This is a genomic window from Streptosporangium sp. NPDC020145 (genome assembly GCF_040631275.1).
Lineage (GTDB): Bacteria > Actinomycetota > Actinomycetes > Streptosporangiales > Streptosporangiaceae > Streptosporangium.
Map to the genome: position 1 here is coordinate 598,853 of NZ_JBEXZT010000001.1, position 19,028 is coordinate 617,880.

Below are 19,028 nucleotides of genomic sequence, written 5' to 3' on the forward strand. Positions count from 1 at the left end.
GGTGGGCGTTGAGACCCTGTCTTTGTCCCGGGCGATGAACGAGGGCCTGCGCAAGGCCATGGAACGCGACCCCAGGGTCCTCGTCATGGGGGAGGACGTCGGCAGGCTCGGCGGTGTCTTCCGGGTGACCGACGGCCTGCAGAAGGACTTCGGCGAGAGCAGGGTCATCGACACGCCCCTGGCCGAGTCGGGCATCGTCGGCACGGCCATCGGGCTCGCGCTGCGCGGCTACCGCCCGGTGTGCGAGATCCAGTTCGACGGCTTCGTGTTCCCCGCCTTCAACCAGATCACCACCCAGCTCGCCAAGATGCGGTTGCGTTCCCTCGGCACACTCGAACTTCCCGTCGTCGTCCGGATCCCGTTCGGCGGCGGCATCGGCGCCGCCGAACACCACAGCGAGTCCCCCGAGGCGTACTTCACCCACACCGGCGGCCTGCGCGTGGTCGCCTGCTCCAACCCCTCCGACGCCTACACGATGATCCAGCAGGCCATCTCCTGCCCCGACCCGGTGATCCTGTTCGAGCCGAAACGGCGCTACTGGGACAAGGCGCCGGTCGAGCTCGACCCGTCGGGGGCGGTGCCCCTCGGCCGGGCCGTGGTCGCCCGCCCGGGGCGGGACGTGACGCTGCTGGCCTACGGCCCGGCCGTACGGACCTGTCTCGAAGCCGCCCAGGCCGACGGGAGCCGCTCCGTCGAGGTCGTCGACGTCCGCTCGCTCAGTCCCCTGGACGAGGCGACGGTGTTGTCCTCGGTGCGCAGGACCGGCCGGTGCGTCGTCGTGCACGAGGCCCCGGTGTTCAGCGGGTACGGCGCGGAGCTGGCGGCGAGGATCACCGAACGGTGCTTCTACGACCTGCGGGCCCCGGTGCTGCGGGTCGGCGGCTTCTCCACGCCCTACCCGCCCTCGCGCCTCGAACGGCACTACCTTCCCGACCTCGACCGCGTCCTCGACGCCGTCGACCGGACCATGGCCTGGTGAGCATGAGTGAGCTGAGACGGTTCGCGCTCCCCGACGTCGGTGAGGGGCTCGTCGAGGCGGAGATCGTCAGGTGGCACGTGCGCCCCGGCGAGCCCGTGCGGGTCAACCAGATCATCCTTGAGATCGAGACGGCCAAGGCCGTCGTCGAGCTGCCCTGCCCCTTCGCGGGCGTCGTGGGGGAACTCCTCGTCGAGGAGGGCACGACGGTCGAGGTCGGCACAGCGCTCATCACCGTGGCCGTCGGCGGGGACGCCCCCCGGGTGGCCCCGCCCGTCGCCTCTCGGGAGCAGGAGCGGGTTCCCGTGCTCGTCGGGTACGGGGCCATGCCGGGCGCGACGAGCCGCAGACCGCGCAGGCGGACCGCCCCTGAAAGGCCCGGGAGATCCGAAAGGCCCGGAGGGAGCGGAGACGGTGGCGCGGGCGAGCCGACCGTCCGCAGACTGGCCAAGGACCTCGGCGTCGACCTGGCCGCCCTCGCCAGGACCGGCCCGGGAGGATCGGTCACCCACGAGGACGTCCGGCGGGCGGCGGCCGTACCGGACCCGGAGCCCGGCGGCGGGCAGGAGCGGATCCCGGTCAGGGGGGTGCGCAGGCGCACGGCGGAGGCGATGGTGCGCTCGGCGTTCACCGCCCCGCACGTGACCACCTGGCTGCAGGTTGACGTCACCGCGATGACGGAGCTGGTCACGAGGCTGCGCGGGCTGGCCGACTTCGCCGGGACCAGGGTCTCGCCGCTGCTGCCCGTCGCCAGGGCGCTGGTGATCGCGGTCAGGCGCAACCCGATGATCAACTCCTCGTGGGACGAGGCCGCCCAGGAGATCGCGCTCTGGCGGCGGGTGAACCTCGGCGTCGCCGTCGCCACGGAACGCGGGCTGATCGTCCCCAACGTCAAGGGAGCCGACGACCTGTCGCTGCCCGCCCTGGCCCGCGCCCTGACGGAGCTGACCGAGACCGCGCGGGCGGGCGGGACCACCCCCGGGGACCTGTCGGGGGGAACCGTCACGATCACCAACACGGGCGTCTTCAGGGTGGACGCCGGAACCCCGATCCTGCCGCCGGGTGAGTCGGCGATCCTCGCGCTCGGCCAGATCAGGGACATGCCCTGGGTACACGAGGGACGGGTCACGGTACGCAGGGTCGCCACGCTGGCGCTGTCGTTCGACCACCGGATCGTGGACGGCGAACTGGGCGCCACGGTGCTCCGCGAGATCGGCGCCATGCTGGAGGATCCGCTCCTGATGCTCGCCTGGTCCTGACCGGCCCCGGCACGAGGACGCCGCCCGGCCGTGGGGCCGGGCGGCGTCCGCGCGAGCGGGTCAGGCCGGGTTGACGGGGCTGTTCTGGTAGGCGGCGAGCCGCCATTGGCCGTCCTCCTTGACGACCAGCCAGGAGGCCCGGATGGCGCGTTCCGGGGAGACCTCGGTCTCACCCGGAGCCAGCACGCCGCCCTGCGTGATCAGCACCCCGGTCGTCTCGCCGAGGAACCTGATGTCGATCGGGCGCCCGGTCACCTGGGTGCCCTTGAACGGGCCCTCGAACGCCTCCGCCATGAACGAGTGGATCTCCTGACGGCCCTTGCGGTAGAGGCCGGGCAGGATCATGCTCCCGTCCTCGGTGAAGACGCCGGCGAAGGCCTCCGCGTCGTGTTCGGCCCACGCGTCGACGACGCGCTGGGGGACGGCCGCCACGGCGGCCCTGTCAGCGTCCGAGGGGCTGGTCGTTGTCATGTTTCTCCCTTTCTCCTGGCTGTCCGATGGTCGTCGGGAAGTCTCAGGCGGCCTCGTCCGGAATCTCCCAGGCGGGGGACGGGCACGCGCGGGCACGCGCCGCCCTCCTCCGTGCCAGGGTCCAGGTCACACCCTCCGTCTCCTTGTCGTCCCCCGGCGGACAGGACGGGTCCTCCCGCCGGGCCGGGGGCGACTCGGACACGCGGCCGGTCGGCCGTCCTGATGCGGGAACGTCGGCGGTCAGCACCATTTCCTCCTGGGAACCAGCTGGGAACTAGCGGATGAGAACCGGGAGGCGTGCCGCTCGTACGGTCACGGAAGGCGGGAGAACGGTGGTCCCCATGAGACGGTCGGGAACCGCCCGGAGCCGGACGCCCCTGTCATCCACTGTCATCCACCGGCGATGGCGGCGACCGCCTCCGGTGTGCTCACCCTCCGACCGTCCCACCCGGCCCCGGGACCCCGCATCTCTCGGATTGCGCTGTCCGGGAGAACCGCGGTGATCAGCGCAATCTGGGAGAAAGGCATCGCCACCACCGGGTGTCACCATTGAGTTCCGCGGCGCCGCCCACAACTTCCCCGAGGAGTCGAGGTGCGAGACGAGCAGACAGGCCCCGTGACCCGCCCGCTGACCGGTGAGGAGTACATCGAGAGCCTGCGCGACGACCGTGAGATCTACGTGTACGGCGAACGCGTCAAGGACCCCACGACCCACCCGGCCTTCCGCAACCCCATCCGGATGACGGCGCGGCTCTACGACGCGCTGCACGACCCGGCCAGGCGCGAGGTCCTCACCGCGCCGACCGACACGGGAAGCGGCGGATACACCCACAGGTTTTTCACCACGCCGCACAGCGCCGAGGACCTCGTCGCCGACCAGCGGGCCATCGCCGAGTGGGCGCGCATGAGCTACGGCTGGATGGGCCGCAGCCCCGACTACAAGGCCTCCTTCCTCGGCACGCTCGGCGCGAACGCCGACTTCTACGAGCCCTTCGCCGACAACGCGCGCCGGTGGTACGCCGAGTCGCAGGAGAAGGTCCTCTACTGGAACCACGCCATCGTCCATCCCCCGGTCGACCGCAGCCGCCCGCCGGACGAGGTCGCCGACGTCTTCGTCCACGTGGAGCGGGAGACCGACGCGGGCCTGGTCGTCAGCGGGGCCAAGGTGGTCGCCACCGGCTCGGCGCTCACCCACTACAACTTCATCGCCCACTACGGACTGCCGATCAAGAGACGGGAGTTCGCGCTGGTGGCCACGGTGCCGATGGGCGCGCGGGGGATGAAGCTGATCTGCCGCCCCTCCTACACCGCCGCCGCGGCGGTGATGGGCAGTCCCTTCGACTACCCGCTCTCCTCGCGCCTCGACGAGAACGACACCATCCTGGTGCTGGACAAGGTCCTCATCCCCTGGGAGAACGTCTTCGTCTACGGCGACGTGGGAAAGGTCCAGCTGTTCACCGGGCACTCCGGCTTCATCGAGCGCTTCACCTTCCACGGCTGTACCCGCCTGGCGGTGAAACTGGAGTTCATCGCGGGCCTGCTGGCCAAGGCGCTTGAGATCACCGGCACCAGGGACTTCCGGGGCGTGCAGAGCAGGATGGGCGAGGTCCTGGCCTGGCGGAACCTCTTCTGGGCGCTGTCGGACGCCGCCGCGCGCAACCCCGTCCCGTGGCGCAACGGCGCGGTGCTGCCCAACCCCCAGTACGGCATGGCCTACCGGTGGTTCATGCAGGTCGGCTACCCCAGGATCAGGGAGATCGTGCTGAAGGACGTCGCCAGCGGGCTGATCTACGTCAACTCCAGCGCCGACGACTTCAAGAACCCGGACATCCGTCCCTACCTGGACAGATTCGTCCGGGGCTCGAACGGGGTGGACGCCGTCGAGCGGGTCAAGGTCATGAAGCTGCTGTGGGACGCGGTCGGCACCGAGTTCGGCGGCCGGCACGAGCTGTACGAGCTCAACTACGCGGGCAACCACGAGAGCACCCGCGTCGAGCTGCTGCTCGGGCAGGGCGCGTCGGGGCAGATCGACGACTACAAGGCGTTCGTCGAGCGGTGCCTCGGGGAGTACGACCTGAACGGCTGGACCGTCCCCGACCTGTCCTCCTTCGACGACCTGCGCCACGCCAGGAACGACCTGCTCAACGGCTGACCCCGCCGCGCCGTCCGGACACGCCCGGACCGGGACAACCGTGGGTTCGCACCGTTCCGCGGGCGGCGCGGCCTGAGGTGGCCACGCCCTCCGCATGGCGCGGGCCGCGTCTTCGGTGAAGACTGACGGGGAAGTACACGGGGGTGTGACGGGGGGTGTGACGGTCGGCGGACCCCGGAACGGCGCCGGGGAGAGTGGAGAGAACGGGTGCGGCGCTCATGCTCCCTTGGCTGGCGTGACTCCGAGTACCTCGCGGCCCGGCCGGGACGGGATCGGGTCAACCGGTTCGTCGTGATGCTGCTGGTCCTGCAGCGCGCGAGCTACCTGGTGCCCGCCGTCGCGGGAGTCTTCAGCGCCGACCGCCTCTACCGGAGCGCCGCGCTGAACGTGGTCCTGCTGGCCGTCGCGGTCGCCTGGAACGCCGCGCTGGTCGTGACCACCCGGCGCCGGGGCTGGTTCGCCCGCTGGGCGGTGGCCGCGGACGTCGCGGTGACCTGCGGGCTCCTGCCGGCGGTAGGCGCCAACTGCCTCGGTGACTCCCGAGCCCCGGCGAACTGGTCGTCGTCGGCCCTCATGGCCACGGGGGCGTTGACCGGGGCGGTCGCGGAGTCCCTCGCGTGGGCGTGGGCGCTGCTGCCGCCCGCGCTGGCCTACCTGGTGGCGCACGCGGGCGACCTCGGCAGCAGGTACCCGTTGCCGATCGACATCGCAGTGCGCCTGAACTCCTACCTGTGGTTCGCGGTCATCGTCTGCTTCATCCACCGTTACCTGCGGGCGCAGGCGAACCGCCTGGACGACCTGGCCGACCGGCGGCTGGCCACAGAGACGGGCCACGTCGCCGACCAGGCGCGTTCCGCCGAGCGTCTGGCGCACTACCGGCGGCTGCACGACACGGTGCTCACCACCCTGACGGCCATCGCCCGCGGCGGTCTCGACCACAGGGAGGAGCAGGTACGGCTGCGCTGCGCCGCCGACGCGGAGTACGTCAGGCTGCTCATCGGGCGCGAGGGCACCGGAACGGCCGCCCGCCTGGAGGACAGCCTGGCCAAGGTGATCACCAGGGCCTCCGGGCTCGGGCTGCGGGTCCGCTACGCCGCGGCCTGCCTGCCCGAGCGGGTGCCCGCGGCCGTCGTCTCCGCTCTCGCGGACGCCTCCCAGGAGGCGCTCAACAACGTGGCCCTGCACTCGGCGACGAAGGAGGCCTGGCTGACGGTCATCGGCGAGGACGCGCACGGGAACGTTCCTGAGGACGGCCGGGGCCGTCGGGTGACCGTGCGCGTCGTGGACCGGGGGAGAGGCTTCGACCCGGCCTCCACAGCCCCGGGATTCGGGCTCGCCTCCTCCGTCGCCGGCCGCATGCGGGAGGTCGGCGGTCAGGTCACCGTCCTGTCCGCCGAAGGCGAGGGCACCTGCGTCGAACTGGTCTGGCCCGGTGACCCGGCAGGGAGCGGGACGGGGCCGGTCCTCGACGGTCACGTCAACCGAGACGGAGCCCGGCCCCCCACCGGGCCCGGAGGGGCCGGTCGTCAGAGCGACCGCGGCGCACACGGCTGACCCGCGGTCACGACCCCGTCGTGCCCCCCACCAAGTGGCCCGCAGAAGGACCCTCAAGGGATCCCCCCGCCTGTGAGGCGCCTTACGGAGTTTCCCCGCTGCCTCCGACGCCAGAAGTGAAGAGCGCCGTACCGGTGCCATGCGCGAGGGGTTTGACCTTGTACTTTCCCGGTGTCGTGCGTGAGGGGTTTCGGCTTGGGCGCGTCGGTGCTTGGACTGAGGAACGCAGGAGCGCAGCGACGGAGTGACGAGGGAAAGCACCGACTCGAAAGCGCCCAAGCCCGCGCCGCCGAAGGCGGAGCAAAGAGACACAACCCGCGACGCCGAAGGCGGAGCAAAGAGACACAGCTATCTCAACCAGCCGTCCTCCCTCACCCGGGTGGCGAGGTCGAGTTTGGTGTAGGCGGGTCTGCCCGCTCTGCGGTACTTCTCCTTGACCCGGTCGAGGTAGTTCTTGGCGGTTCCCGGCTGGACTCCCGCGCTGCGGGCCGCCGCGGACAGCGTCATCCCCGACGCGTAGGCCAGCAGGACGGCCCGTTCCTGGGGGGAGAGCACGGGACGGTCGGCGGCGCGGTCGGACAGCCAGCAGAGCGCCAGTTCGGGGGAGTGCGTGCTTCCCCGGGTGGCGACCTCGCGGACGGCGGAGGTCAGCACGCTCAGGTCGTGGTCCTTGGTGAGGTATCCACCGGCCCCGGCCCTGACGACCTGGGAGCCCATGCTCGGTGAGGTGATCACGCTCACCACGAGCACCCGGCTGCCCGTGGCCACGATCCTGCGTACGTTGCCGATCGGGTCGGAGCGGTCGGCCAGGAGCAGGTCGAGGATCACCACGTCGGCGGGGGCGTGTCCTCTGGAGAGCAGTTCTGTGACCGTGCGGGCGGTGCCCGCCAGGCGTATGTCGGGGACTCCGGAGAACCAGGCGGTCAGTCCGTCGAGCAGCATCCGGTCGTCGTCGACCACTGAAACCGCGATCATGGTTGCCCTTCCCGGCACCGAGGAAACGGGGTGGTCTCGCCGTGATATGAACGCGTCAAAATCCCATTATGTCCTTACTTTTCGACCTGACTAACATAGATCATTACGCCGGTCGAAGTGAGAAATATGACATATACCAAGGCATACAGCGCCTGAGTCACGCCCCGGTGGGAGGGCTCAGCCCCCGCGAGCCGTACGGCCGGGCAGGAGGGCCTCGCCGCCGAGCCAGGCGGCCAGCCGCTCACGCTCGACGAGGATCAGCCCGCCCTGGTTCGCCTCGGTCAGGGCGGGGCGGGTGAGGCGGCCGGAGGTGACCAGGACGCCGGTGTGCCCGGCGAAGGCGTGGGCCAGCGCGCCGAGGAAGTCGCGGACCTGGGGGGCGCCGACGCTGCCGGTGTAGCGCTTGCACTGGAAGGCGAAGGGGCGGCCCCCAGGGCCGATCGCGGTCAGGTCGACGCCCCGGTCGCCCGCGCCGCCGAGCAGCCTGACATGACGGAAGCCGTCCCGGCGCAGCAGTTCCGCGGTGAGCCTCTCGAACTCCGCCCCCGTCAGCCGGTCGACCCGCTCCAGCTCGGAGTTCTCCCGGAACCACCTGCGCTCCCGCTCGGCCGTCACTCTGGCGCGCGCCACGGCGAAGGCCGTGGCCAGGACGAGCGCGGCGACGGCGGCGGCCACGAACCACGGCCAGTTCCGCTGCAGGAAGGGCAGGGCCGCCCTGAGCAGCAGGAACACCAGCGCGGCGCCGAAGAGCCAGAGCAGGAGACCGGTCTCGCCTCCCTTCCCGCGCTTTCCCGCGCCCGAGGGTCGTCTTCTTCCGGCCGGTCGCCGGTCCGCCATCGTGTCAGCTCCCGTCGTCAGGGGGTCGAAGCAGTGAGTGTGAACGACGTCTCCGACAGAAACGGTCATGAGAGGAGGGAGAGTTCCCCCTTTCGCGGAAGAAAGTCCCCCCGGGGACCGATCGCGTTGGCGAGGCCGTACGAAAGGGAAAAACCATAAAAGAGCGGATAGTTCGCCATATAAGGCTTATGGAGAGAACGCGAACTTCATTTGGGTGCCGCCCCGTGGCCCCGAGGGGCGCCGCCCGGATCGGGTCCCGGTACGGCCCGGCGGGGGCCCGCCGGGGGCGAGGTGGCGGTGCCGCCGTACCGCGCGGTGGGGGGCGCCGGGGCGCGCGGGGCGGCGGCGGACCGGGGAGCGCTCTCTCGTTTGACCCGGAAAGATGCGCACAGTCTTGGAACCCTGTGAAATCGCTATTGGATTTTGATTTAAAATGGTAGGGTTTCTCCCTATCATCGCCGCATGGACATGGAAATGCGCCATCTTCGGGTCATCCATGCGATCGCCGAGCACGGCAGTATCTCCAAGGCGGCCTCCTCCCTCGGACTGTCCCAGCCCGCGCTGGCCGGTCAGCTGCAGCGCATAGAGCGCATGCTCGGCGGCCAGCTGTTCGAACGGGCCCACGAGGGCAGCCGCCCGACCGCGCTCGGCGGATGGATGCTGGAGCGGTCGAGTTCGCTGTTGCACGCCTTCGGCACCCTGCAACGGGATGCGCGCCACTACGTCGAGCGGGGTACGGGGAAACCTCTCGTGCGGGTCGGCTGTGCGCCGATGTCGCTGGCGGGATACGTCAGCAACTGCATGTACGACCTGGTGCCCGGGGTGGACTTCACCATCCGTACCGAGGAGTGCATGGACACCCTGCACTCCTTCATGGAGACGGGCAGGCTGGAACTGGCCGTCCTGGGTGACTATCCGGGCTACGAGCTGACGCCGCCGCCCGGGGTGGTGTACGAGATCCCGGTGATCGAACCGATCTTCATCGGGCTCGCGGAGTCCCATCCGCTGGCCCGGCAGGAGGAGATCGACCTGGCCGACCTGGCCGGCGACGACTGGGCGATGCCCCCGCAGGCGGAGGTGGGCCACAGGGAGCACTTCTGGGACGCCTGCAGGAAGCACGGCTTCGCCCCCAGGCTGAACTTCTCGGTCAGCCCCGCCCTGGCCTACGACCTGATCAGAGCGGGCAGGTGTGTGGGAATGTTCCAGGCGATCTACCAGCCGCACCCGGGGATCGTGGTCCGCCCGCTGGTGGGCACCCCCATGTTGTTCCGCTACATCATCGCCTGGACCCGGCACGGTCCGCTGGCCGAGCACGTGGTCTCCCTGATCAGCAGTGCGATCCGCAGGTACTGGAGCGAGGCGCTGAAGGTCCCCGTCTACGCGGCCTGGCTCGAACGCCACGGACAGCCCCTGCGTTTTCCGTAGTGTCCCATGCCGGTCGTCTTGATGGGGTTCATGCGGCAAATCTGGTTCGAGTGAAAAAATTGGAAAAGTGAAGACGTATCATATCAAGGGGAAAGATTTTCATCTTCCGGATGAGCGTGCCGAGAAGGATGTGGCCGATGCTTTTGAGGCCACAAACCATGGGATTAGACCGCTGCTGCTCATGTTCTGACATCGTGGAAACGCCGCAATGATCAGCGGCTCAGAACACGATTCCGGAGGATCAATGAAGCTCTATCGCTCATCGCTCCGAAGCGCCGCGACGGCCGCCGCCGTCGCGGCGCTTCTCGGGAGCGGATTGACCACCGTATCGGCCACTCCCGCCCAGGCGGCCCCCTGCACCGTCAACATCTACAAGGTCAACACAGGTCATGGCGGGTCGAGTGTGTACGTCAGTTACATGGGCGCCGAGCTGGTCTATCAGGATCCGAAGGCGGATGATTCCCCCGTTACCGGGCCAAGTTCCTATGTGATGAAGCCCAACCAGGTCAATGGCAGACGTGCCGTCTACCTGGCCGGTGGCCGCCTGGCCTGGATGTACGCTCCGGCGCTGGAATACGAAACCTGTCGTTAGCCGGATTCGAGAGGGTGGCCCGCGACCGTGCGGCGCCGCCCTCTTCTCTTTTCCTCCGGGCGAACCTTTCCGTGGAGGCCGCCCGGACGGCCCGGGGAAAACCCGGTCCGGGAAACGGCGCCCGTCTTTGCGGTGGTCGGCCCGGACGGAAAAGGTGTGTCCGAAACGCGCCGCCGTTATTCATTGCACAGGAAGGTTTCCTATTTAATAATGTTGTCAGCGCAGCGTGTCCACGGTGCGGGGCGCAGTCTCTCCGCATCCCGGCCGCTCCGCCGTACCCCCCGGAGGTTCGTGTGGCCATTGGCCTCGGGGCGCTGACCGGCCCGGTCGTTCTCCCGTGGGCGATGACCGGGCCTGACAACGACATTGACTCCGGTTGTGCCGGAGGTCTTTGGCGCCACCCCTGATGTTCGCGGGATGGGGAATGACCTGCGGACACTCAAGAACGGCCTGGTCGTGCGACCGTCGGCCGGCATATGACACCGACGATTTCAGCCGCTCATCCGATGGGTAACGGGTGTCCGCTGACCAGTGAATACGCGCCTGCCCCCTGTCAAGAGATGAACGCCTGATCACCCCATAGTGGCGGACTATGGGCAGCTGGAGGGTTCCTGACATGTCGTAGTAATGGCACCTTTGGTCCAGCCCTGGCCGGCCACGGCTCCTTGGTCCCTTTCCCCCCAGGGGACTTGTGAGAGGAGTCATCCAGAGTGAGATCCAAGCTCAGAACAGGTGCCGTCGCCGTACTGGCGACAGCGGCGCTGGCGGCTTCCACGTTCGCGAACGCGCCCGGCGCCTACGCGGCCAAGCCCGCGGTGGACGCGAAGCCCACCCCCGTGGGAGCGGCGCAGAAACTCGACAGGGCGTTCACCCCGCCCAACGCCAGAGGCCGCGAGCGTGCGATCGCGAACGCGGGCAAGGCGCTGGCCGCGGAGTCCGGGACACTGCGCAAGAGCGCACAGGACAAGTTCACCCTGGCCAAGACCATCGACGGCGCGTACGGCCTGCAGTACCTGACCTACGCCCGCACCCACCGAGGGCTGCCGGTCTACGGCGGCGACGTGATCGTGACCACCGACCGGGCGGGTGACCAGCTCGGCCAGGTCGCCTCCGGCCAGCGGGCGGAGATCAAGGTCGGGGTCACCCCCAGGGTCAGGCCCTCGGCGGCGGCGGCCACCGCCCGCGCCAAGCTCGCCAAGGTGGAGAGCGCCGACGCCCCGACCCTGCTGGTCCACGCGGCGGGCACCCAGCCGAAGCTGGCCTGGGAGGTCGTGGTCAGGGGCGCCACCGAGAAGGCGCCCAGCGTGCTGCACGTCTTCGTCGACGCGCTGACCGGCTCGGTGCTGGACTCCTACGACGAGGTCCGCGCGGGCACCGGCAACAGCTTCTACAACGGCAACCCGGTCACCATCCAGACCTCGGGGTCGTCCGGTTCCTACACCATGCGTGACACCACCCGCAGCGGCCTGGCCTGTGGCGGCCAGAACGGCTCGGCCTACACCAAGAGCACCGACTCCTGGGGCAACGGCTCCGGCACCAACCTTGAGACCGCCTGCGTCGACGCCCTCTACGCGGCGCAGACCGAGTGGAACATGCTCAGGGACTGGCTGGGCCGCAACGGCTTCAACGGCCGGGGCAGCGCCTTCCCGATCCGTGTCGGGCTCAACGACGTCAACGCGTACTGGAACGGGTCCTACACCAACTTCGGCCACAACCAGTCGAACAACCAGCAGGCGACCCCGATGGACGTCGTCGGCCACGAGTTCGGCCACGCCATCTTCCAGTTCTCCGGCTCCGGGGACGGCGGCAGCGGCAACGAGGCCGGCGGTCTGAACGAGTCGACCGGTGACATCTTCGGCGCGCTGCTCGAAAGCTACGCCAACAACCCCAACGACCCGGCGGACTACCAGGTCGGCGAGGAGGTCAACCTGGTCGGCCAGGGGCCGATCCGCTACATGTACAAGCCGAGCACCAACGGTGACCCGGACTGCTACAGCTCCTCGATCCCGAACACCGAGGTGCACGCGGCGGCCGGTCCGCAGAACCACTGGTTCTACCTGCTGGCTGAGGGCACCAACCCCGGCGGTGGCAAGCCCACCAGCCCGGTCTGCTCCGGATCGTCGAACCTGACCGGCATCGGCATCCAGAAGGCCGGCCAGATCTTCATGGCCGGGCTCAACAACAAGACCTCGCCGTGGACCCACGCCAAGGCGCGCGCCGCCACGGTCGCCGCGGCCAAGCAGCTCTTCCCCAACAGCTGCGTCGAGTGGAACGCGGTCAGGGCGGCCTGGAGCGCGGTCAACGTCTCCGCCGGTTCCGGTGAGGGCACCTGCACCATCCAGAACCCGAACGACTTCTCGGTCTCCCTCAACCCCACCTCGGGCAGCGTCCAGGCGGGCCAGCAGGCGACCTCGACCGTCGGCACCACGGTGACGGCGGGCAGCGCCCAGTCCATCACGCTGCGGGCCTCCGGTCTGCCCTCGGGGGCGAGCGCCTCCTTCAGCCCGCCGACCATCACCGCGGGCCAGAGCTCGACGCTGAGCGTCACGACCTCGTCGAACACGCCGAACGGCACCTCGTCGATCACGGTCACCGCGGACGGCACCGACGTCGACAGGACCGCGACGTACTCGCTCACGGTCAGCGGCGGCCCGCCCGGCGGCGGTGAGGCACCGGACATCAGCCTCGCCAACGTCAAGGCGCACCTGCAGCAGTTCCAGAGCATCGCCAGCAGCAACGGCGGCAACCGCCGTTCGACCGGCGCCGGCTACACCCAGTCGGTCAGCTACGTGGAGAACAAGCTCCGCGCCGCGGGCTACACCGTGACCCGGCAGAGCTGCACCTCCGGCTGCAGCGGCGGCGCGGGTCCCAACCTGATCGCGGACTGGCCGGGCGGCGACGCCAACCAGGTCGTCATGTCCGGCGCCCACCTCGACAGCGTCTCCGCCGGTCCCGGCATCAACGACAACGGCTCGGGCTCCGCCACCCTGCTTGAGGTCGCGCTGACCCTCGCCGCGAAGAACCCCACCATGACCAAGCACGTGCGGTTCGGCTGGTGGACCGACGAGGAGCAGGGCCTGCTCGGCTCGAAGTACTACGTCGGCTCGCTCAGCTCGGCCGAGCGCTCCAAGATCAAGGTCTACTACAACTACGACATGGTCGGCTCGCCCAACGGCGGCTACTTCATCAACAACATCGCCACCGCCGCGGCGGCCGATCTCAAGGCCTTCTACACCAAGATCGGCGTCCAGACCGAGGAGAACGTCGAGGGCGCCAACCGCTCCGACGACGCCTCCTTCCGCAACGCGGGCATCGCCACCTCCGGTGTGGCCGCGGGTGCCAGCGACATCAAGACCTCGGCCCAGGCCACCAAGTGGGGAGGTACGTCGGGCAGGGCGTACGACTCCTGCTACCACTCCTCCTGTGACACCACCAGCAACATCAACGACACCATCCTCGACCGGGCGGCCGACGCCGCAGCGTACGCGGTCTGGAAGGGCGCCGTCGGCGGCGACACCCCGCCCCCGACCGACGACTTCTCGGTCTCGGTCAGCCCGTCCTCGGCCACGGTCCAGGCCGGTGAATCGGCCTCGGCGACGCTGAGCACCCAGGTCACCTCGGGCAACGCCCAGTCGGTCTCGCTCAACGCCGGCGGCGTGCCCTCCGGCGCGAACGTGAGCTTCAGCCCGGCGACCATCACCAGCGGGCAGAGCTCCTCGGTCAGCATCACCACCTCGTCCGCGACCCCGGCGGGCACCTACTCCATCAGCCTCAACGGCAACGGGACGAGCGCCAACCGCTCGGCCGTCTTCACCCTCACCGTCGGCGGGACCGGCGGCGGGCGCACCTTCACCAACGACACGCCCTTCGAGATCAACGACGGCTACCAGGACTACACCGACATCGACGTCGCCCTCGACGGGGAACCCGAAAGCACGTTCACCGTCACGGCCGACATCCAGCACACCTGCTCGCAGGACGTGCGCATCACCCTGTACCAGCCGAACGGGTCCGCCCGGGTGCTGAAGTACGAGGGCTACGAGGCCTGCACCCCCTACGACGGGCCGGTCACCTTCACCGTGAGCAACCCCTCCGGGCTCGGCAACGGCACCTGGTCGCTCATGGTCGGCGACTACTTCCAGGGAGACACCGGAGTGGTCAACTCCTGGAGCATCTCCTTCTAGCGGGAACACCCCAAGAAACCGGAGAGCGAGCACCCGGCGGTGGCCCGGACCTGTGAGGGTCCGGGCCACCGCCCCCGCCGTTATCCGGGAAGCCTGCCCGGCAGGTCGGAGACGCTCTCGCGCCAGGCCCGGTGCAGGTCCGCGAACCGGCCCGCGTCCCGGACGAGCCGATCGGGCGGCCCGTCCTCGACGATCTCGCCGCCCTCCATGACCAGGACCCGGTCGGCGATCTCGACGGTCGAGAGGCGGTGCGCGATGATCAGGGCGGTCCGGTCGGCGAGGATCGTGCGCATCGCCCGCTGCACCAGCCGTTCCCCCGGTACGTCGAGACTTGAGGTCGCCTCGTCGAGGATCAGCACCGCCGGGTCGGCGAGGAAGGCCCTGGCGAAGGCGACGAGTTGCCGCTGTCCCGCGGAGAGCCGTCCGCCGTGCTTGCCGACCTGGGTGTCGTAGCCGTCGGCGAGCGCGGAGACGAAGCCGTGGGCGCCGACCGCCTTGGCGGCCTCGACGACCTCGGCCGTGGACGCCTCCGGCCTGCCGAACCTGATGTTGTCCGCGACCGACCCGGTGAACAGGAAGTTCTCCTGCGTCACCAGGACCACCGCCGCGCGCAGCGTCTCGTCGTCCAGGTCGCGCAGATCGACCCCGTCCAGCAGCACACGCCCGGCGACCGGGTCGTAGAACCTGGCCACGAGCTTGGCCAGGGTGGTCTTGCCCGCCCCCGTCGTGCCGACCAGCGCCACACTCTGCCCGGCGGGAATCGTCAGGTCCATCCTGGGCAGTACGGGGGTCCCGTCGAGGTAGGAGAACTCGACCGCCTCGAACCGGACACCACCGCGTGGCCGTACCAGCGGCACGGGGTCACGCGGCTCGGCGACGTCGGGTCTCTCCTCCAGCACGCCGGAGAGCTTCTCCAGCGCCGCGCCCGCCGACTGGAAGGCGTTGTAGAACTGGCTGATCTCCTGCATCGGCTCGTAGAACTGACGCAGGTAGAGCAGGAACGCGGCCAGCACGCCGACCGTGACGTGGCCGCCGAGCGCCAGCCACCCGCCGTAGAGCAGGATCGCGGCGATCGTGACGTTCCCGATCAGTTTGACGACCGGTGCGAAGATCGAGATCAGGCGCATGCCCTGGATGTTGGCGTCGCGGTAGTCGACGTTGAGCCGGCCGAAGATCTCCTGGTTGCGCGGCTCCCTGCGGAAGGCCTGGACCGCCCTGACACCGGCCATCGACTCCACGAAGTGGACGATCAGCAGCGCGACCGTCTCCCGTGTCCTGCGGTAGGCGATGCTCGACTGCCGCCGGAACCAGCGGGTGAACAGCAGCAGCACCGGCAGCGGGAGCAGGGCGACCAGGCCGAGCCGTACGTCGAGGACGAGCAGCAGGACGGCGGTCCCGGTCAGTGTCAGCACCGCGGTGACGAGCCCGTCGAAGCCGGATTCGAGCATCTCGTAGATGGCGTCGATGTCGGAGGTGAGCCGGGAGACGACCCGGCCGGAGGTGTAGTCCTCGTGGAAGGACAGCGAAAGCCGCTGGAAGTGGGCGAAGACCCGCCGCCGCAGTTCGAGCAGGACGTCCTGGCCGATACGGCCGGAGCGCCTGAGGAACACCTGCCGGGTCGCCGCCTGGAGCGCCGCGGCCACCAGCACCGCCATGACCACCGTGACGAGCGTGCCCGGTCCCTGTCCCGAGGTCATCGGCGGGATGCCCGAGTCGATGCCCACCTTGACCAGGAACGGGATGGCCAGCGAGGCCCCGTTGCAGACCACGATGACCGCGACGAGCACCGCGATCTCCCGCCGGTACGGCCGCAGCAGCTCGGCCAGCAGCCGTCGCGACCGGGCGCGCAGCAGGAAGGAGGCCCGCTCGGACAGCTCGTCCTGGTTCTCCGCGGCGACGCCCCGCCAGCCCGGGCTCTCGCCGGTCGTCTCCGTCTTCTGGTTCTCCTTCGTGGTCCCGCTCACAGCAGCGCCTCCTGTTCGTCCAGCGGCTCGTCGAGGGCCGCCGACAGCAGCTCGCGGTACTCGGGAACGGTCGCCATCAGCTCGTGGTGCGGGCCGACGTGGGTGATCGTGCCGTCGAGCAGCAGGGCGACCCGGTCGGCGAGCAGCACCGTCGAGGCGCGGTGCGCGACGACGATCCCGGTCGCGTCCCGCAGCACCCGCCTGAGCGCCTCCTCGACCAGGGCCTCGGTCTCGACGTCCAGGGCGGAGAGGGTGTCGTCGAGGACGAGGACCTTCGGCCTGGCCAGCACGGCGCGGGCCAGGGCCAGGCGCTGACGCTGGCCACCGGACAGCGACATGCCCTGCTCACCGATCCTGGTCTCCAGCCCCCACGGCAGGTCGTGGACGAACCCGGCCTGGGCGATCTCGACGGCCGCCGCCATCTCCTCCTCGGTGGCGTCGTGCCGTCCCAGTGTGAGGTTCTCCCTGACGCTCATCGAGAACAGCGTCGGCTCCTCGAAGGCGGTGGCGACCATGGTGCGGAGCGCGGTCAGGGACAGGTCCCGCACGTCGTGTCCGTCGAGGGTGACCCGGCCCTCGGTGACGTCGTGCAGACGGGGCACCAGCGAGGTCAGCGTGGTCTTGCCCGACCCCGTCGCGCCGACGACCGCCACCGTCTCCCCGGGACGGACGTCCAGCCAGACGTCGCGCAGCACCGGCCTGTCCGCGCCGGGGAAGGTGAAGCCGACCCCCTCGAAGCGCAGGTGCCCGCGGGGCCGTTCGACCGCGTCCGTGCCGCCGACGATGGCGGGCTCGGTGTCCAGGACCTCCATCACCCGGTCGGCCGCGGTCATCGCCTCCTGGCCCATCACCAGGATGAAGCCGAGCGCGGAGATGGGCCACACCAGCTGCAGCATCAGCGTGGTGAAGGCCACCATCGTGCCCAGGGTCAGCGCTCCCGTGCCGACCGCGAGCGCACCGGTCAGCAGCACCACGGCGAGGGTGACGTTGGGGACGACCTCAAGGAAGGTGAAGAAGCGGGAGGACAGGCCCACCTTCTCCATCGCGGTGCGGTAGATCTTCAGCGCCGCGTCGCCGAAGACGCCGCCGACGTACGGCCCCCGCCCGAAGGCCTTGATCGTGCGGATGCCCGCCGCGGACTCCTCGACCAGGGTGGCCAGGTCGCCCTGCTGGTCCTGGACCCGGCGTGAGGCGTCGACGTACCCCCGCTCGAAACGCAGCGAGATGAGGGCGATCGGCAACGCCGAGGCGGCGACCAGCAGGCCGAGCGGCCAGTACATGTTCAGCAGCAGGCCCGTGACCGTCACGATCTGGACGCTGATCAGGACGAGGAAGAGCATGCCGAAGCCGAGGAAGCGCCGGATCGCCGACAGGTCGGTCGTCGCGCGGGACAACAGCTGCCCGGACTGCCAGGAGCCGTGGAAGCCCATAGGCAGCCGCTGGAGGTGGGCGTAGAGGTCGTCGCGGATGCTGGTCTCCACGCCGAGGACGGCCTCGCCGAGCATCCACCTGCGCAGCAGGACCAGCAGCGCCTCACCCGCGCCGAGGGCCAGCGCGAGCAGGAACAGCGGGAGCAGCGCGCCGGTCTCACCGCTGGCGACGGGGCCGTCGATGACCTCCCTGCCGATCAGCGGGATGACGATGCCGATCCCGACCCCGGCCAGGGCGGCCAGCCAGATGACGATCAGCCGGGTCGTGTAGGGACGGAGGTAGGGCCGCAACCGCCACAGTGACGAGATCCTGGCGCGGCGGGGGTGGGGGAGAGGGGAACGGGTGGTACCGGATTCTCGCGCTGAGGCGACGGTATCGGGGGGCATCAGCAGGCAGCACACTCCTTACTGGGTTCAGCACTGTCCTCGCAGAAGGGCCCGTAAAGGCTAAAACCCCCGTCAAACGGTTTTCCGCGTCACGGGCCCCGGTGAACGCCCGCCGGATCGGTCCCCCCGTCCGGCGTGCGGCGACCATCAGAGTGTCCGCAACGGTTCAGACGCCGACAACTGTCCTGAAAGTGGGCCTCCCCTGACATCGGGGCCACACGACCCGCGTCTCCACCCACGGGTGGAGTTCTCCTGTCTCCACCCGTGCTCCGATCCGCGCCGGGACCACCGTCCCTACCGTCGGTGACATGGATTCGCTGCAGATCGCCGTCTTCTCCCTCGTCGTCCTCGCCCTCGTCGTCTACCGCCAGATGCGGACCCGGCCCGCCGCGGGACGCGGCCTGCTGGTCTTCGGCCTCATCCTGACGGTGGCCGGGGTGTACGGCGGCGGCCTCCTGGAGGAGAGCCCGTCCGTCCTCGGCGTCGCCGTGATCGCCGTCGAGGCGGTCATGGCCGTCGCCTTCGGCGCCCTGCGCGCCTGGACCGTGCGGGTGTGGCGGGAGGCCGACGGGGTCGCCTGGGCCAGGGGCACCGCATGGACCCTGGCGGCCTGGGTGGTCTCCTTCGCCGCCCGCCTGGCCCTGTTCGCCGCGGGCGGCGCGCTCGGCCTCACCTACCGGCCGGCCGCCGCCCTCGTCTTCGCGGGCCTGACCGTCGCGGCCCAGGCCGTCCTGGTCGCCAGGAGGGGGCGGATGCTCGGCGAGGCCGTACCGGCGTGGGTGCCCGCCTCGCAGCCGGCCGGGCGGGATCGGTAACGTCCGT

At 69.9% G+C, this 19,028-nt stretch carries 13 protein-coding genes; 8 read left to right on the top strand and 5 right to left on the bottom strand.

The window, feature by feature from the left end:
* Position 1: 1 nt before the first annotated feature.
* Together ABZ463_RS02380 and ABZ463_RS02385 are read left to right on the top strand one after the other, a co-directional pair.
* Positions 2-979 (top strand): alpha-ketoacid dehydrogenase subunit beta, encoded by a 978-nt coding sequence (locus ABZ463_RS02380; RefSeq protein WP_362772126.1) that lies wholly within the window; start codon positions 2-4, stop codon positions 977-979.
* Positions 976-2,235 (top strand): dihydrolipoamide acetyltransferase family protein, encoded by a 1,260-nt coding sequence (locus ABZ463_RS02385; RefSeq protein ID WP_362772128.1) that lies wholly within the window; start codon positions 976-978, stop codon positions 2,233-2,235. Before ABZ463_RS02380 ends, ABZ463_RS02385 begins: the two co-directional genes overlap by 4 nt.
* A gap of 60 nt (positions 2,236-2,295) precedes the next feature.
* Here ABZ463_RS02385 and ABZ463_RS02390 read toward each other — a convergent pair whose 3' ends face one another.
* Positions 2,296-2,706, bottom strand: a complete 411-nt coding sequence (locus tag ABZ463_RS02390; RefSeq protein ID WP_352012629.1) for an SgcJ/EcaC family oxidoreductase — start codon at positions 2,704-2,706, stop codon at positions 2,296-2,298.
* A gap of 592 nt (positions 2,707-3,298) precedes the next feature.
* On the opposite strand from ABZ463_RS02390, the gene ABZ463_RS02395 reads away from it, so the two are divergent.
* Together ABZ463_RS02395 and ABZ463_RS02400 are read left to right on the top strand one after the other, a co-directional pair.
* The gene (locus tag ABZ463_RS02395) at positions 3,299-4,858 is read left to right on the top strand and encodes a 4-hydroxyphenylacetate 3-hydroxylase N-terminal domain-containing protein (protein ID WP_362772130.1); all 1,560 of its coding nucleotides are present in this window, start codon (positions 3,299-3,301) and stop codon (positions 4,856-4,858) included.
* A gap of 207 nt (positions 4,859-5,065) precedes the next feature.
* Positions 5,066-6,412 (top strand): ATP-binding protein, encoded by a 1,347-nt coding sequence (locus ABZ463_RS02400; RefSeq protein ID WP_362772132.1) that lies wholly within the window; start codon positions 5,066-5,068, stop codon positions 6,410-6,412.
* Between the two features lie 348 nt (positions 6,413-6,760).
* On the opposite strand, the gene ABZ463_RS02405 is transcribed toward ABZ463_RS02400, so the two are convergent.
* Both ABZ463_RS02405 and ABZ463_RS02410 read right to left on the bottom strand, forming a co-directional pair.
* Positions 6,761-7,387, bottom strand: coding sequence for a response regulator transcription factor (locus tag ABZ463_RS02405; protein ID WP_352012626.1), 627 nt, complete (start codon positions 7,385-7,387; stop codon positions 6,761-6,763).
* A 177-nt stretch (positions 7,388-7,564) separates the two neighbouring features.
* Entirely contained in the window at positions 7,565-8,224 is a 660-nt protein-coding gene (locus tag ABZ463_RS02410; protein WP_362772135.1) for a restriction endonuclease, read from the bottom strand.
* A gap of 462 nt (positions 8,225-8,686) precedes the next feature.
* Between ABZ463_RS02410 and ABZ463_RS02415 the strand changes: the two genes are divergently transcribed.
* From ABZ463_RS02415 to ABZ463_RS02425, 3 genes are all read left to right on the top strand, one after another.
* On the top strand, positions 8,687-9,649 hold the full coding sequence (locus ABZ463_RS02415; RefSeq protein ID WP_352012624.1) for a LysR family transcriptional regulator: 963 nt from the start codon (positions 8,687-8,689) through the stop codon (positions 9,647-9,649).
* Between the two features lie 244 nt (positions 9,650-9,893).
* Positions 9,894-10,241, top strand: coding sequence for a hypothetical protein (locus ABZ463_RS02420; RefSeq protein ID WP_362772137.1), 348 nt, complete (start codon positions 9,894-9,896; stop codon positions 10,239-10,241).
* 710 nt (positions 10,242-10,951) lie between these two features.
* Entirely contained in the window at positions 10,952-14,425 is a 3,474-nt protein-coding gene (locus tag ABZ463_RS02425; protein ID WP_362772139.1) for a M28 family peptidase, read from the top strand.
* 80 nt (positions 14,426-14,505) lie between these two features.
* Here the strand turns inward: ABZ463_RS02425 and ABZ463_RS02430 are convergent, their stop codons facing one another.
* Together ABZ463_RS02430 and ABZ463_RS02435 are read right to left on the bottom strand one after the other, a co-directional pair.
* Positions 14,506-16,389 (bottom strand): ABC transporter ATP-binding protein, encoded by a 1,884-nt coding sequence (locus ABZ463_RS02430; RefSeq protein WP_362772141.1) that lies wholly within the window; start codon positions 16,387-16,389, stop codon positions 14,506-14,508.
* Positions 16,386-18,206 (bottom strand): ABC transporter ATP-binding protein, encoded by a 1,821-nt coding sequence (locus ABZ463_RS02435; protein ID WP_352012620.1) that lies wholly within the window; start codon positions 18,204-18,206, stop codon positions 16,386-16,388. The genes ABZ463_RS02430 and ABZ463_RS02435 overlap by 4 nt, the downstream gene beginning before the upstream one ends.
* Positions 18,207-18,514: 308 nt before the next feature.
* On the opposite strand from ABZ463_RS02435, the gene ABZ463_RS02440 reads away from it, so the two are divergent.
* Entirely contained in the window at positions 18,515-19,021 is a 507-nt protein-coding gene (locus ABZ463_RS02440) for a hypothetical protein (RefSeq protein WP_362772143.1), read from the top strand.
* Positions 19,022-19,028: the final 7 nt, after the last annotated feature.